The sequence below is a fragment of the Rhizobium leguminosarum genome (assembly GCF_001679785.1).
In the GTDB taxonomy this organism is placed as follows: domain Bacteria; phylum Pseudomonadota; class Alphaproteobacteria; order Rhizobiales; family Rhizobiaceae; genus Rhizobium; species Rhizobium leguminosarum_R.
Genome location: NZ_CP016292.1, coordinates 48,765 through 63,430 on the forward strand (window position 1 = coordinate 48,765; position 14,666 = coordinate 63,430).

Below are 14,666 nucleotides of genomic sequence, written 5' to 3' on the forward strand. Positions count from 1 at the left end.
GTGGGCAATGACCGCGTCAGCGCTTAGTATCCCTATCGCCTTGCTTTTGACCGCATCTCCTCTGTAGCCGCCCACCGAACTCACTGAAAATTCCTGCTCTTCACCTTCAACGTATCGATGTGCAAGTCAGGTATATAAATTTCCCGAGCCTTGACGCCCATCGGCGGCCGCTCGCGACTGTCCGGGCTGCCCGGTGGTCCATGCGCGAACTCATCCCCTCGCCCTGTCGGCACCCTGAAGTTGTCCCGCTCGCCCAGGCTCGACAGATCGGTGGTCAGATCGAACATCCGTTGCGCCACCAGATGCACCACGCCACCTTCGCGCTGGATCTTGCCGTTGATCGCCATCATTGAGGATCCAAGCACGATGCGGCGCTGCTTTTCGAACAAGCTTGGCCAGACGACGACATTGGCGACGCCTGTCTCGTCCTCGATGGTCATGAACATCACGCCCTTGGCACTGCCCGGTTTCTGCCGGACGAGGACAAGGCCAGCGGTCATCAACCATCGCCCATCGCGCGCCGAGGTTGACTCAGCGCAGGTGACGATGTTTCGCCGAACGAGATCCTCTCGCAGGAAGCTGACAGGATGGGCACGCAGCGTCACGCCGGTATGGCCATAGTCCTCGACGACATTGGCGCCTTCGGTCATCTGCCGAAGCGTCACACCCGGCTCCTGCTGTTCGGCAATCACCGCCCGCTCGCGATCGGCAGCTGCCGCGAATAGCGGAAGGGGTTCATCGCGCAAGGCCTTGATCGCCCACAGCGCATCGCGTCTTTCAAGTTTCAGGGACGGCCGGAATGCATCGGCTTCGGCAAGCTTGACCAGGGAGGCCGACGACACGCCGGCGCGCCGCCACATGTCGTCGATGGAAACGAAGGGATCGTCGCCGCGCGTCACCGCGATTTTTGCCGCATCCTGTTCGGGTAGTCCCTTTACCAGGCGCATTCCCAGACGCACGGCATGGTCGTCGGTCCCGGCGATCTCTTCCAGCGTGCAATCCCACCGCGAACGATTGATGCAGATCGGCCGGATTGCAACACCGTGCGCGCGGGCATCCGTGACGATCTGCGCCGGCGCATAGAAGCCCATCGGTTGCGCATTGATGAGGGCGGCACAGAACACATCCGGATAGTGGCATTTCACAAAGGCGGAGGCGTAGGCGATCAGAGCGAAGGACGCGGCATGGCTTTCGGGAAAGCCATAAGAGCCGAAACCCTCGAGCTGGGAGAAAGTCTTTTCGGCGAATTCCTCGGTGTAGCCGTTTTTCACCATGCCCCGGACAAGCTTGTCCTTGAACTTGCTGACGCCGCCGGTGAACTTGAATGTCGCCATGGAGCGTCTGAGCGCATCGGCCTCGCCGGCGGTAAAGCCCGCGCAGACGATCGCCACCTTCATGGCGCTTTCCTGAAACAGTGGCACGCCCAGCGTCTTGCCGAGCACGGCCTCCAGTTCCGGCTTTGGATAGACGACCGCTTCCTTGCCTTCGCGCCTTCTCAGATAAGGATGCACCATATCCCCCTGGATCGGACCGGGGCGAACGATGGCCACCTGAATGACCAGATCATAATAGGTCTGGGGTTTCAGCCGCGGCAGCATCGACATCTGTGCGCGGGATTCGATCTGGAAGGTCCCGAGCGTGTCGGCTTTGCGGATCATCGCATAGGTCGCTGGATCTTCCTGCTCGATAGTGGCGAGATCGAGCACTCTTCCCTTGTGCTCCTGCAGGAAGGCGAAACTTCGTGCCATGCAGGTGAGCATCCCGAGCGCCAACACGTCGACCTTCATGAACTTGAGCGCCTCGATATCGTCCTTGTCCCACTCAATGGTCTGGCGGTCCTGCATGCGCGCCTGTTCGATCGGCACCAATTCGTCGAGGCGGTCATTGGTCAGGACGAATCCGCCCGGATGCTGGCCCAGATGACGCGGCGCGCCCATCAGCTGCTGCGCCAGTTCCAATGTCAGCCGCAGGCGGCGGTCGGACATGTTCATGTTCAGCTCGTTGACCTGCTTTTCGCCGACGCCCTCCTTGCTCCAGCCCCAGACACCGGCCGACAGCGCCGTGATCATGTCTTCGGGCAGGCCGAGCACCTTACCGACATCGCGAAGCGCACCCTTGGCGCGGTAGCGCGTAACGGTCGCGCAAAGGGCAGCCTTCTGCCGGCCATAGGTCTTGTAGATCCACTGGATCACCTCTTCGCGTCTGGAGTGTTCGAAATCGACGTCGATGTCGGGCGGCTCGTTGCGCTCGGCTGAGATAAAGCGTTCGAACAGCAGATCGTTTGCGGCCGGATCGATCGCGGTAATCCCCAGCACATAACAGACGGCGGAATTGGCGGCGCTGCCCCGACCCTGGCACAGGATGCTCTGCGAGCGCGCGTAGCGGACGATGCTATAGACCGTCAGAAAGTAAGGCGCGTAATCGAGTTTGCGGATCAAGTCGAGCTCGTGATTGAGGGTCTTCACCACATCGTCCGGTACACCCTCGGGATAGCGATCGCGCACGCCCTCCCAGGTGAATTTTTCCAGCGTCTGCTGCGCCGTCAGTCCGGGGATGATCGCTTCCTCGGGATATTGATAGGTCAGTTCGCTCATGTCGAAGCGACAGCGGTCGACAATCTCGCGGGTGCGGGCAAGAGCCTCGGGGTATCGGCCGAATAGCCGGTACATTTCCTCCGGCGGTTTCAAAAACCGATCGGCGTGCCGTTCGCGCAAGAAACCGGCCTGATCGATGGTGGTGCGATGGCGAATGCAGGTGACGACATCCTGCAACTGTCGCCTGCCCGGCTCGTGAAACAGCACGTCATTGGTGACGACCGGCCGAACCTTGTGCTGGATCGCCAGGGTGTTGAGCTCGTGCAGGCGCAATTGATCGTTCGGCCGCCGGCGCAAGGTCAGGGCCATATAGGCGCGGTCGCCAAATATCTCCTTCACTTTGCGCAGATGGACAGCGCATGCGTCATCGGCCTCGTCGGGGATCAGGATGGCGAGCAGGCCCTCTGCATAAAGGGCCACATCCGTCAGATCGAGAACGCACTTGCCTTTGCCGTCCCGCTCCTTGCCGAGTGACAGAAGCCGGCAAAGCCCCGAATAGGCGGCCCGGTCCGTCGGATACAGCAGCATCGAGATGCCATCTGTCAGATCGAGCCTGCAGCCGACGACGAGCCGGGGCGTGACGTCGACGATCATCTCTTCGACCAGCGAGGAGACGGACTGCTTTTCTTCAAACGGTTCGATCATCGTCGCGGCCAGAGACAGCTTTTCGATACCGAAACCGGGATCGATCTTCTCGATGCTGGCACAGAGAAGCTTTGTCAGACGGGGGATGTCACGCACCGGCTTGGCAGTGCCGGCACGCAGCGACTGCAATGTGTTGTCGACGCGATAGATGATCAGATCGGCGCGGCGAACGCCCTGCCCGCGCGTCTCCAATGCGGCGCAGAGTTCGACCACGAGCTTGCCGATATATTTGGCGATGGTTTCGGCGGCCCCGATCGGCTCAGAAAAGGATCTGATCACTTCGATCAGGTCCGCTGTGCGAATGGGGTCGATCGGTTCGGCAAGTCGCCCGAACATTTGATCGAGCCGACGGCCGACCTCCGGCCCGAAGCGCAGTGTCAGAGGCGCCCGCGGCGTTGCGGAAAGCTCGCCGACGGTGCGAAACCCAAGTACCCCCAGACCGCTGACGATGTCGGAAGGCAGACGAAGGCTGGAAATCGGCAGGTTGACGACGGCCTTGGCCGTTTCTCCAACCGGCGCGATGATCACCTGCCGCCGCGTGGCGCGGGCAATGGCGTGGGCGCCGCCCCAGGTGTCGGCGATGGCGCCTCGGGCCTGAAGACCGTGGCCTCTTAAAGCGTTGACGAGGCCGGTCAGCATCGGCAACTCGCCGCCGCGCAGATGGTCCGCCCCCTCGGTGTCCATGACGATGCCGTCGGGCCTGTCGATCGCCACCACCGGCGTATATTGGCGCAGCATCCACAGCGCCAGGCGCTCAACCGCCGCGGCATCACCGATGGGGTCGGCATCGACGAGATGCTGGCCGGATATCATCGCCTGGGCTTTCGCGGCAGGCATGCCGACCCGAACGCCGGACTTGAAGGCCGCAGCGTCGACCGCGGCGACGGTGCGTTTCGATCCACTGCGCGCAACGACCACGACAGGTGTTTCAGGCAAAATTCCAGGATCGGCGCGTCTGATCCTGTCCGTCGCGAGCGTGGGGAGAAAGACTGATACGACCCGTGGCATCGCAGGCACCTATTTCAAATTCCGCGGCTTCTCCCGCTCTTGCTCTGATCAATTCCGCCAGCCACCGCGCCCGCCCGATGCCCGGCACGGGAAGCGGCTCGGAAGGCAGGACGCTGATGCGCCAGCGTGTCGTCGCGGCCGTCGGCTGCCCGAAATCAGCTGCCTCCGTCGGACGCCGCCATCGTCGCAGCGCAATGCCGATCGTTCCGGAAGCCTCGGCCGCCAGCTGCAGGCGCCGCGAGGCGGTCATCGGCAGGCGCACAAGCTCGGCAACGACGGCGCCAAGCCCGCCAAAACGCAGGCCCTCTTCGAAATTGGTGAGCACATCCTCTTCCCGGTCGGCCTCGACATAGATCACCCGATCATGATGGAGGCCCGCCTGCGCCAATGCTGGTGCAAACAGATCCGGCCGTGTCAGGCACCAGAGGACCTCGCCTTTCGTGCGCGCGACAATCCCGGCGACGAACAGAGCGGCCGCCGCGCCATGCACCGCGTCGGCGCCACCACCAGCCACTTCGTGCAAGGCGCCGCGGGCCAGCCCACCACCGGGTAGCTTGGCGTCGATCTCGGCAATTCCGAACGACAACACCTCGCCCTTGCGCGCAGCTCCGCCTTCAAGCCGCCGGATGCGGTCCTGAAGTTCGGAAATGACGGGGTTGGCGGCTGTGATTGGCATCGGTTTCCAACATCAAGAGTGCATTTGCATAGCCACAAAAAGCTGATATGTTCTGTTTTTGTTCTTTAAACAGCAATGAGTCAACGGGCAAGAATCGGGTGGACAGCAGTGAGCATCACGAGACAGCTGTTGCTCAATCGATTCATCAAGCAGATTCAACTCGATGCTGAATGTCTTGAAAAATTTCGTGGATGAGAAAATAGAGATATGCCCGGCCTGCTGACGCTCAGAGATTTCAAGGGACCGGGTGATTACCGTCCAATGCAAGCCGTGCGGGCAACAGGGCGAGCTTGATCGCAAGGCGCTGGTGAAACAGTTTGGCGCCAGCATGCGTTTTGTGGATCTGCGCCGTCGCATGGCGATGGGTTGCGACAAGATGCATTGTCCGGACGGGCAGGATAGATGCGGGACGGGATTTCCCTGTTTACTGGAGGCGGCCTTGGTTTTTGAGCCGCAAAAGCCCACGTGATCGCTGGAGCTTTCAAAGCTTGATTGCGTTCCGAAAGGATCGGAAATTTCGCCTTGAGCCGCATTGGATAGGAGGACGGCAATGTGTAATCTCTATAATGTGACGACCACGCGCGACGCGGTTCTGCAGTTTACAAAGGCGTTCCGAGATCGAGCCGGTTGGAATGAAGCCTCTTTCGATGTTTATCCAGGCTATCAGGCGCCGATCGTCCGCATTGCCGAGGACGGCCAGCGCGAGATTGCCCGGGCGACCTGGGGAATGCCGTCGCCGCCGGCTTATGTAAAAAATTACGATCCCGGCGTCACCAATATCCGCAATGTAAACTCCCCACATTGGCGCCGGTGGCTCGGGCCTACCAGCCGCTGCGTCGTGCCGTTCACGTCTTTTGCCGAACCTGATCCTGCCAGCAAAGTCGAGGGCGGACGCGTGCCGAACGCTTGGTTCGCCGGCAATGAAGATCGGCCGCTGATGTTTTTCGCGGGCTTCTGGACGCCCTGGAAAGGCGTGCGGAAGGTCAGGGATGGCGAACAGGAATACGAACTGTTCGGTTTTTTGACGACCTCACCCAACGAAATCGTCTCGCCGGTTCATCAAAAGGCCATGCCCTCCATTCTGACCACGCCTGAAGAAGTCGAGACCTGGCTGACAGCACCTTGGGATGAAGCCCGCCATCTACAGCGTCCGCTCCCGGGCAACATGCTTGTGATCGTGCCGCCGCAGGCCAAACTAAAGCCGGACGAGGAAGGTCTGTTGCTTTGATCACCAACACCATGCACGACCAGAGCAGTCAGATGCCCGTTCACGACATGCCGGCTTACCGTCTGGGAACTGACGGAATGGGTGTCGTGCAACCCGTGCGCAAAATCATCCATGTCGACATGGATGCCTTTTATGCCTCGGTCGAGCAACGTGACAATCCGGAGCTGCGTGGCCTGCCACTGGCCGTCGGCGGGTCGGCGGCACGCGGTGTCGTAGCGGCCGCAAGTTACGAGGCCCGTGTCTTCGGCGTGCATTCGGCCATGCCGTCGGTCACCGCCAAGCGCAAATGTCCGGACTTGATCTTTGTGCCGCCGCGCTTCGACGTCTACAAGGCGGTATCGCAGCAGATCCGCGAGATCTTCGCCGAATATACGCCGCTGATCGAGCCGCTGTCGCTGGACGAAGCCTATCTCGATGTCACCGAGAACCTGAAGGGCATGGAGATCGCCACGGAGATTGCGCTGGAGATCCGAGCGAAGATCAAGGCGGTCACAGGCCTCAATGCCTCGGCAGGCATTTCTTACAACAAGTTTCTCGCCAAGATGGCGAGCGATCTGAACAAGCCGAATGGACAGGCTGTCATCACGCCGAAGAACGGCCCGGGTTTTGTCGAAGCCCTCCCCGTCAAGAAATTCCATGGGATTGGGCCGGCCACGGCCGAGCGGATGAAACGGCATGGAATCGAGACGGGGCTTGATCTCAAGTCGAAGTCCCTCGCGTTCCTTCAGCAGAATTTCGGGAAGGCCGGTCCTTATTTCTACGGCATTGCCCGTGGGATCGATGAACGGCAGGTTAGACCTGATCGCATCCGTAAGTCCGTCGGAGCGGAAGACACCTTCGTTGAGGACATCGACGATCTCGATCGGGCTAAAGCCGACCTGCGGCCATTGGCCGAGAAAGTCTGGAGGTATTGCGAGGCGCACGACATCATGGGAAAGACCGTGACGGTCAAAATCAAATATTCGGATTTCAGCCAGGCGACACGCAGCCAGACAGTGTCGGGAGCCGTCTCGGGCATCGACCAGATGCTGGAAATTGCGGAGTACCTACTTGCCTCGGTGTTCCCGTTCAAACGTCCAGTGCGGCTCCTGGGGATCACCCTGTCGTCCCTTAACACGGAAGAAAGCGGGCAAGAACCGCAGCTAGCTCTCGGGCTCTGATCAGCAAGTCCGCAAAACGAAAAAGCCTGCCGCGGGAGGAGGTGCGGCAGGCTTTCCGAAAAGAACCGAACAACGGCTGGGAGGAGGAGTGCCGCTGTTCCGACAGACGCCCCTTGGGAGGAGGATTGGGCCGTCTGAAATCGAAGCTTTGCGGGAGGAGGTGCATCACTTCGATGAAACCAAGATACCCATTCTCTCCGCACATTAAATAGACTTTGCTGCAGTGCAGCTATGCGGGAAATGCACGGCCTAATTCTGATGAGAGCGATCTCCAACTCGGGGCTTCGTGGCAGGCCAGGCACGGAAACGCCCGCGTCATCAGCGGGCGTAGTGTCATTCAGGATGGGCAGGAAAAAGCCGCTTAGCGAGCGAGCGACTGGCGAGCAACGCTGTGGATGTCGGCACGATTGATACCGAGGTCCTGCAGTTCGCGCGAGCTCATGCGGCCAAGTTCGGTAACGGTCTGACGGTACTTGCGCCAGTTGTTGAAGGAGCGTGCTACGTTCATGATGATCCCCTTTCGTGAGGTCTCTTGACGCCAGCAACCCTGCTTTGGTTCCAACGTCGTTTCGATGATTGAGATATAGGCCCTTGGACACCCGTCGATAAGGCACAAGGTCTCAGGTCGGCCATGCGCTCAAAGCATGGGTCCGATCAGAGATAGGCTGAGGGGGCATCAGGCCCGGAACCGGTCGAAGGCAGTGAGGCGTTTGATTGGAGGATCGGCGTCTGGATAACGATAGATTTCGGCTCTGAGATAGCGGAGTTCATCGTCAAGCGCATCTTCACCCACCTCGATCCACCAGGATTTCGGGCGGCCGTCGCTTCCGTCGGACCAGCGATAGCCTCGCGCCTTCAGGTGGTCCTTCATGTCGAAGGGGCTGTTCTCGGCAAATATCCGGACACGCGACCTCTGGCTTGCTTCATAGAGTTCGGCGAAAGCGGTGGAAGCCGATCCATCGACTTCCCGAGCGAGAACCTCCAACAGCGCGAAACAGTCATCGACCGCCCGATGGCCATCATGGAAGTAGCCCGCCTGCCCGATCAGATATCCGAGCTTGGTGCCTTCATATCCCCGCGACGACCAGTCGACCTCGGAGTTGGAGCAGGCCCAGGCCTTGCCAGAAAACAGATGGGAAAACGCCTCGCAGAATGGCCGGTCGAAACCGGCATTGTGGGCGATCAGCAGGTCAGCCGGCTCAATCAGCGCCTGCAACGCAGCCATATCAATTGACTGCCCGGCGACCATGTCGTTGCTGATCCCGGTGAGCCTGGTGATCTCAGTGGGAATGGAAACGCTTGGCTGTTGAAGCCCACCATAGATGCCGGTCACGTCACCAATGCTTCCTGTCGCATCGAAGGTGAAAGCGATCACGCTAATCTCGATGATCTCATCCTTGCGCGCATTGAGGCCGGTTGTCTCGGTGTCGAGAATGATGCCCTTGAGGGGGAATTCCGGACGTGGGAATGGCGCAATCGCCCGCGGCACGAGTTTCGTGAGGATGCGATAGCGGCCCGTCTGTGAGAGATGCCGGACCATCTCCTCTTCACTCATGGAGACGGTAGGTTGTTCGGGCTTGGCGTGTTTGGAAATGTCACGCTTGACCACCCGGTCGCGCGAAACCTCTTCCGAAAACATATCGAACTGTTCTGCCATTCTTACTGTCATCATCCTGCCGCCGGTTCCCACCCTTCAAAACACGGCAGGATTGTTAGATCAACCATGTTGGCACCAGGCATCATCAGAAAGCCGGGCGGTCATCGGCGATACGGCGCAGGTCGTTGTGACTGCCCGCGGATGTCATGAAAGCGCCCAAACTGGAAATGGGCATACCAGCTTTAGCGAGTGGCGCGAAAGCCGTTCGCCTCCCGCAAGACCGGTTAAAAGGGGTGCCGCAGGAGGTTTAGCATAGCGACGGCAACGATGAAAACCGGGACCGACAGCCCCCGGCGCGCGGGGGCGCTTAAAGAGGTCTGCCGTACCGATGTTCGCAGATATTCTATTGGCGCTGTTAAGAACGAACGTTCGATGCACCCCTGCATTCAAACACGAAGCGCATCGATGACGGCGCGCAAGCCGGCCGACAGGTATTTCCGCGTCGGGTAATAGAGATACAGCCAGTCCTCCGGCGCACTCCAGGACGCCAAGCATTCGACCAGGCTGCCATTCTGGATATAGGGGCGCGCCCGTTCCTCCCACACATAAGCCAGCCCCACGCCCGAAAGTGCGGCCTCGACCATCAGCTCATGGTCATCGAGCGACAGAGACCCGGTCGGCTCGAACTCGATGATCTTGCCAGCGCGGCTGAACTCCCAGGCATACGGCTTGCCGCTTGGATAGATATTGCGGATACAGACATGCTGACGCAGATCATCCGGGGTTTTGGGGATCGGATGACGCTCAAAATAGGACGTCGAACCGACGACGGCAAACCGTAGCCGCGGCTTGATCTTCACAGCCGTCATGCCATCGCGCAGGCTTTCGCCGAGACGGATGCCAGCATCGAACCCCTCCTCCACAATGTCGACAAGACGGTCGGTGGCGACGATTTCCAGCTGGAGACCAGGATTTTTTCCGATGAGCGGACCAATGACCGATCGGAACACGAACGGTGCGACTGAATTGGGCGCATTGATGCGGACCTTGCCGAACGGCGTATCGCGAAACTGGTTGAGGGCATCGAGCGCCGAGCCGATTTCGCCGAAGGCCGGCGACAGTTGCGCAAACAACATCGCGCCGGCATCGGTCAGGGCCACGCTGCGGGTCGTCCGGTTGAGCAGACGAATGCCCACGCGTGCCTCGAGATTGCCCACCGCATGGCTGATCGCTGAAGCCGTCACCCCGCGCTCTTCGCCGGCCCGGCGAAAGTTGCGGTGACGGGCAACCGCATCGAACGCGGCCAGTTCCGAGAGATCCGTGCTGCGCATTGTCAAATCTCACTCATCATTGAGAGGAAGATTAACTCTCTAATTCTTATCGTCGAAAAGGTCCAGATTTCTCCTCGCAAACCGGCGCTGGTGCCGGACCACACAGGAGACAAGACAATGACCGACTTCAATCCTCCCGCCCACAACACTGCATCGCCCTTCTCTGACATGCGCGGTCATCACGTCGCCGTCCGCACGCCGGACCTCGAAACCGCCAAGCGCTGGTATGTTGAGAAGCTCGACTTTCGTGTCGTTGCCGAGTGGGACTATGCCGACGAGCAACTGGCCTATCTCGCGCCCGCCACGGACGACCATTTCTACGTGGAAATCCTTGGTGGCGGCGATCCGTCGCCCGCAGACGTCCGCCCCTACACCGATCTTGGCGACAGTCTCAAATATGCCGGCTACCACCATTTCTGCCTGAATGTCGCAAGCGTTGACGCCACCGTCGAGGCACTACGCGCACGCGGCGTCACCATCGTCACCGAGCCGTTCGAGCTTTTGGCAATCAGCCGGCGCCTTGCCTTCTTCTGCGATCCCTTCGGCAATCTGATCGAGCTGGCAGAAATCCTGCCGTGACCCTTTCCAACCCGGCTGGCCATCCCGACATCGCGGTGGCCAGACGCCCTCTCGCTCATCTCATCGAAAATCAAGGAACATCTCCATGAAAATCTGGTTCATCACCGGCGCCTCGCGCGGCTTTGGCGCCCTCATCACTACGCGCGCTCTTGCACAGGGCGACGCCGTCGTCGCCACCGCCCGCAATCCAAAGGCGATCACCGAGCGGTTCGGCGAACATCCCAACCTGCTTCCGGTCGCCCTCGATGTGACCGACGAAAGCCAGGCGACCGCAGCAGTGAAAGCCGCCATCGAGCACTTCGGTCGCATCGATATCCTGCTCAACAATGCTGGGTTCGGATTGATGGGTGCCGTCGAAGAAGCAACCGTGGCTGAGGTCGAGGCTGTCTACCGCACCAACGTCTTTGGTCTCCTCAACGTGACCCGCGCCGTCCTACCCTTCATGCGGCAGGCGCGCTCCGGCCGCATCCTGAATATCTCATCGATCGGCGGCTATCGCGGCGCCGCTGGCTTCGGTGTCTACTCCTCGACGAAATTTGCCGTCGAAGGGCTGAGCGAAGCCCTGCATGACGAACTGGCACCCCTTGGCATCCATGTCACGGTCATCGAGCCAGGCTATTTCCGCACCGACTTCCTCGACAGCTCGTCCTTGTCGGTCAGCGGCAATATCATCGGCGATTACGCAGACACTGTCGGCAAGGTGCGCGCAATAGCCGCCGGTCTCAGCCATAACCAACCCGGCGACCCTCAAAAGCTGGCAAAGGCGCTCATCGCCTTCACTGAAGCCCCCAATCCGCCGGTCCGCCTGCCGCTCGGGAGCGACACAGTCGCCGCGATCGAGAAAAAGCACGCACAAGACGCTGCCATCCTCGCCGAATGGCGCAGCGTCTCGGTGTCGACTGACTTCACCGCTGACGAATGACGGCGCTCGTGCAGTTAAACTTCGTCCGACGGGAGGCCGCTTCGGGCCTCCCACCGCCTTGAAAGGAATCGAACCCTCGGCTCCCCGCCAAATCAGTCTAGATGCTCGTAAAGGTGAGAAGATCGAAATGGGAAGCCACTATTCAGCAATCCTTTCGCATCATGGCATCCGCACTCATACTGCAAAGAAAGAGCTGGCTCGGGAAATCTGAACAGCCAGGATAAGTGGAATTTCTGCCTGACTTCGGCTTAGATGCCGGGAACAGGAGATACCATGACGAGACGACCGCGCCGGAACCATAGCCCGGCTTTCAAGGCAAAGGTGGCGCTCGCCGCGATCAGGGGCGAACAGACGCTGGTGGAACTGTCCCAGCAGTTCGACGTGCACGCCAATCAGATCAAGCAGTGGAAAGACCAGCTCCTTGAGGGGGCGACGGGCGTTTTCGGCGATGAAGCCAAGGCGGAGCCGGCGGGTCCAACCGTCGATGTCAAAACGCTGCACGCCAAGATCGGCGAACTGACGCTGGAGAACGATTTTTTGTCCGGTGCGCTCGGAAAGGCGGGATTGCCGGGCGGAAAGAAATGATCGACCGCGAGCACAAACTGTCGGTCGTGCGCCAGGCGAAGCTTCTCGGCTTCAGCCGTGGCAGCGTCTATTATTCTCCACGTCCCGTGTCGGACGTCGATCTGGCTTTGATGCGCCGGATCGACGAACTGCATCTCGATTACCCGTTTGCCGGAAGCCGGATGTTGCAAGGGCTTTTGAAGGCAGAAGGGCTGCAAACCGGACGGCTGCACGTCGCCACCCTGATGAAGAAGATGGGCATCGAGGCGATTTACCGTCGCCCGAACACCTCGAAACCGGCACCAGGACACAAGGTCTATCCCTATCTCCTTCGCAAGCTGGCGGTCACCAGACCCAATCAGGTCTGGGCGATGGACCTGACCTACATTCCGATGGCACGGGGCTTCGTCTATCTCTGCGCTGTCGTGGACTGGTTCAGCCGGAAGGTCCTATCGTGGCGGCTGTCGATCACGATGGAAGCAGCCTTCTGCATAGAAGCGGTCGAAGAAGCGCTTGCCCGCTATGGCAAGCCCGACATCTTCAACACCGATCAGGGGTCGCAGTTCACCTCCGTCGACTTCACCGCCGTTCTGAAGAACGCCGACATCGCCATCTCCATGGATGGCAAAGGCGCGTGGCGAGACAATGTCTTCGTCGAACGGCTCTGGCGGTCGATCAAATACGAGGAGATCTATCTCCACGCCTACAAGAGCGTTTCCGAGGCCCGCGCTGCCATCGGCCGATATCTGAGCTTTTACAACACCCGACGCCCACATTCATCCCTTGACCGGCAGACGCCGGATCGGGCTTACTTCAATGCGCTGACGCCGATGATGGTGGCAGCATAATCGAGGCGGAAATCCACTTAGCAAAACGCCCGGAACTGTTCAGACAAACCGAGCCAGCTCTGAATAAGGAAACACAGGGTGACTCAGACCAATCGAGAAGCGGTCGGGGCGCCGTGGCGTGAACGAGCGCCAGCCATTCCCAGTCCGTCGATGGTTCGACATCCTCATTAATAAGGTTTGCGGTTTCGCCTCGGCTTGGAAGTTTTTTCTAAATTTGGTTTCGACTTAAGGCTGGCCATCGTCTCATTGACGATCGAGGAAATCAGCTGCAGATTTGAGATCACTTCTTCTGGTACCGGGTTATCGAATAGCTCGCTCGCTGATGCTGGCTTTGCAGATTGCGTGCGACCAAATCGAAATGCTGCAGTGACCAACGGTAGCAACTCGACTTCGATCTGGTTAGAGTGGCCGATCTTGCGGCCAAGGTCGTCCATTCCAAATCGGGAAAGAACCTTAAACTCTTCAAAACCGATATCTGCCTTGGGAGGCATGTCGAAGCTTTCGACATCGTATATGTCGCGGCTAAGTCGACGTCCGATTCCGCCAAACGCACTCAGTAATGCGAGAGGGCTCTGCAAAGTCGCGAAAAATACGTACCAAAATGCGGCTCCCGGACCGCTTCTTGTCATGAGGATATCGATATGATCAAGGGAGTTCGGTGCCACTTGAGTTGCCAGAAAACCCCGCGCTGCGTCGCGGTCTTCTATGCTCGCACTCAAACCCTGATCCTGCAAAGACTTCTGCAGCAAGGAACCTCGCTCCTCCCTAGGAGCTTTTGAAATTCCTTCCAACGAAACATCAATGCCGACCTTGGCGGAAATGTCTCTCCAGGCCCGATCGAGTTCGACACGATCCGAACGGACAAGAGCTTCGGTGAGCTTCTGCACCCCCGAAGTCGACTGCTTTTCGTGGAATACGCTTGCCGCCACCCGAAGCACCGTGAGTGCATGCTTCGATACGGAGGGTACCAAATCACCCAGGACACCACCGCTCAAAACTTCATATATGTTGAGCCATTTGTCTGGAAGCGATGGCAACTGGCTTTCCGGGGTTCCCGCACTCAGCGCCCTCGCCCAAACATAGCTGAGCGTGCGGCGGCAAGCGGCGGGGCTTGCCTGACGCAATTTCATTATTCCTTCTGAATGGAGCTGGACTTCGACGAGGGAAAGCATCGCGACCGCGTCGATGACGACGGAAGTAACTAAATGAGAATCGCCGCGTGGTGCATCGAGAAACGCCCTTGAGGCCTCGAGCGGGACAAGCCGACAAAAGGCGGAGAAAGGAGAGACAGCATTTGGATTGGCATTGAGCGCCGCCAGCAAGTCGTTAATTTCGCTTTCGCGTGCGATTGCCAGATTTGGAAACGACATCTGATTTAACGGCTGCTGCCCCCAGACGACCGTGACACTGCCAGTCTCCTCTTGCATAACCGCCTTGATGTCCTGACGTCGCGTTCTACTAATGACGGCGTCGGAGCATCCAGAGGAAAAAACCTCCAGAAACTCTCGTCTAGA

At 59.4% G+C, this 14,666-nt stretch carries 13 protein-coding genes; 6 read left to right on the top strand and 7 right to left on the bottom strand.

Annotation, left to right across the window (positions count from 1 at the left end; all coding sequences use genetic code 11):
* Positions 1-80: 80 nt before the first annotated feature.
* Together BA011_RS38575 and BA011_RS38580 are read right to left on the bottom strand one after the other, a co-directional pair.
* Positions 81-4,157 (bottom strand): error-prone DNA polymerase, encoded by a 4,077-nt coding sequence (locus BA011_RS38575; protein WP_210191788.1) that lies wholly within the window; start codon positions 4,155-4,157, stop codon positions 81-83.
* A 10-nt stretch (positions 4,158-4,167) separates the two neighbouring features.
* Positions 4,168-4,923, bottom strand: coding sequence for an ImuA family protein (locus BA011_RS38580; protein ID WP_065284693.1), 756 nt, complete (start codon positions 4,921-4,923; stop codon positions 4,168-4,170).
* Between the two features lie 247 nt (positions 4,924-5,170).
* On the opposite strand from BA011_RS38580, the gene BA011_RS43780 reads away from it, so the two are divergent.
* From BA011_RS43780 to dinB, 3 genes are all read left to right on the top strand, one after another.
* Positions 5,171-5,392, top strand: coding sequence for a hypothetical protein (locus BA011_RS43780; protein WP_237352878.1), 222 nt, complete (start codon positions 5,171-5,173; stop codon positions 5,390-5,392).
* An 81-nt stretch (positions 5,393-5,473) separates the two neighbouring features.
* Positions 5,474-6,151, top strand: coding sequence for an SOS response-associated peptidase (locus BA011_RS38585; protein ID WP_065284694.1), 678 nt, complete (start codon positions 5,474-5,476; stop codon positions 6,149-6,151).
* A gap of 77 nt (positions 6,152-6,228) precedes the next feature.
* Complete coding sequence (dinB, locus tag BA011_RS38590) at positions 6,229-7,311, top strand: DNA polymerase IV (RefSeq protein WP_065284695.1); 1,083 nt, start codon at positions 6,229-6,231, stop codon at positions 7,309-7,311.
* Between the two features lie 361 nt (positions 7,312-7,672).
* Here the strand turns inward: dinB and BA011_RS38595 are convergent, their stop codons facing one another.
* The 3 genes from BA011_RS38595 to BA011_RS38605 form a co-directional block, all read right to left on the bottom strand.
* On the bottom strand, positions 7,673-7,819 hold the full coding sequence (locus tag BA011_RS38595; RefSeq protein ID WP_065284696.1) for a DUF1127 domain-containing protein: 147 nt from the start codon (positions 7,817-7,819) through the stop codon (positions 7,673-7,675).
* 168 nt (positions 7,820-7,987) lie between these two features.
* The gene (locus tag BA011_RS38600; RefSeq protein ID WP_065284697.1) at positions 7,988-8,968 is read right to left on the bottom strand and encodes a 3'-5' exonuclease; all 981 of its coding nucleotides are present in this window, start codon (positions 8,966-8,968) and stop codon (positions 7,988-7,990) included.
* A 386-nt stretch (positions 8,969-9,354) separates the two neighbouring features.
* On the bottom strand, positions 9,355-10,239 hold the full coding sequence (locus tag BA011_RS38605) for a LysR family transcriptional regulator (protein ID WP_065284698.1): 885 nt from the start codon (positions 10,237-10,239) through the stop codon (positions 9,355-9,357).
* Positions 10,240-10,356: 117 nt separating this feature from the next.
* On the opposite strand from BA011_RS38605, the gene BA011_RS38610 reads away from it, so the two are divergent.
* From BA011_RS38610 to BA011_RS38625, 3 genes are all read left to right on the top strand, one after another.
* Complete coding sequence (locus BA011_RS38610; RefSeq protein ID WP_065284699.1) at positions 10,357-10,818, top strand: VOC family protein; 462 nt, start codon at positions 10,357-10,359, stop codon at positions 10,816-10,818.
* Between the two features lie 85 nt (positions 10,819-10,903).
* Positions 10,904-11,740: an oxidoreductase gene (locus tag BA011_RS38615; protein WP_065284700.1), complete on the top strand. Its 837-nt coding sequence runs from the start codon at positions 10,904-10,906 to the stop codon at positions 11,738-11,740.
* Positions 11,741-12,013: 273 nt separating this feature from the next.
* Positions 12,014-13,152 (top strand): IS3 family transposase gene (locus tag BA011_RS38625; protein ID WP_186806533.1). Its coding sequence is split into 2 segments (ribosomal slippage): positions 12,014-12,272 and positions 12,272-13,152, totalling 1,140 coding nucleotides; the frame shifts between segments, so codons are not numbered across the junction.
* Here the strand turns inward: BA011_RS38625 and BA011_RS45855 are convergent.
* A complete protein-coding gene (locus BA011_RS45855) occupies positions 13,118-13,324 on the bottom strand; it encodes an FRG domain-containing protein (protein WP_257785336.1) in 207 nt (68 codons plus the stop codon). The two genes, BA011_RS38625 and BA011_RS45855, sit on opposite strands and share 35 nt — an antisense overlap.
* Complete coding sequence (locus tag BA011_RS38630; RefSeq protein WP_151343787.1) at positions 13,320-14,579, bottom strand: hypothetical protein; 1,260 nt, start codon at positions 14,577-14,579, stop codon at positions 13,320-13,322. The genes BA011_RS45855 and BA011_RS38630 overlap by 5 nt, the downstream gene beginning before the upstream one ends.
* Positions 14,580-14,666: the final 87 nt, after the last annotated feature.

Bases quoted from the DNA above. Each gene is read 5' to 3' on its own strand.
- BA011_RS38580 (WP_065284693.1), bottom strand. From the start codon at position 4,923: ATGCCAATCACAGCCGCCAACCCCGTCATTTCCGAACTTCAGGACCGC.
- BA011_RS38585 (WP_065284694.1), top strand. From the start codon at position 5,474: ATGTGTAATCTCTATAATGTGACGACCACGCGCGACGCGGTTCTGCAG.
- dinB (WP_065284695.1), top strand. From the start codon at position 6,229: ATGGGTGTCGTGCAACCCGTGCGCAAAATCATCCATGTCGACATGGAT.
- BA011_RS38595 (WP_065284696.1), bottom strand. From the start codon at position 7,819: ATGAACGTAGCACGCTCCTTCAACAACTGGCGCAAGTACCGTCAGACC.
- BA011_RS38600 (WP_065284697.1), bottom strand. From the start codon at position 8,968: ATGGCAGAACAGTTCGATATGTTTTCGGAAGAGGTTTCGCGCGACCGG.
- BA011_RS38605 (WP_065284698.1), bottom strand. From the start codon at position 10,239: ATGCGCAGCACGGATCTCTCGGAACTGGCCGCGTTCGATGCGGTTGCC.
- BA011_RS38610 (WP_065284699.1), top strand. From the start codon at position 10,357: ATGACCGACTTCAATCCTCCCGCCCACAACACTGCATCGCCCTTCTCT.
- BA011_RS38615 (WP_065284700.1), top strand. From the start codon at position 10,904: ATGAAAATCTGGTTCATCACCGGCGCCTCGCGCGGCTTTGGCGCCCTC.
- BA011_RS38630 (WP_151343787.1), bottom strand. From the start codon at position 14,579: ATGCAAGAGGAGACTGGCAGTGTCACGGTCGTCTGGGGGCAGCAGCCG.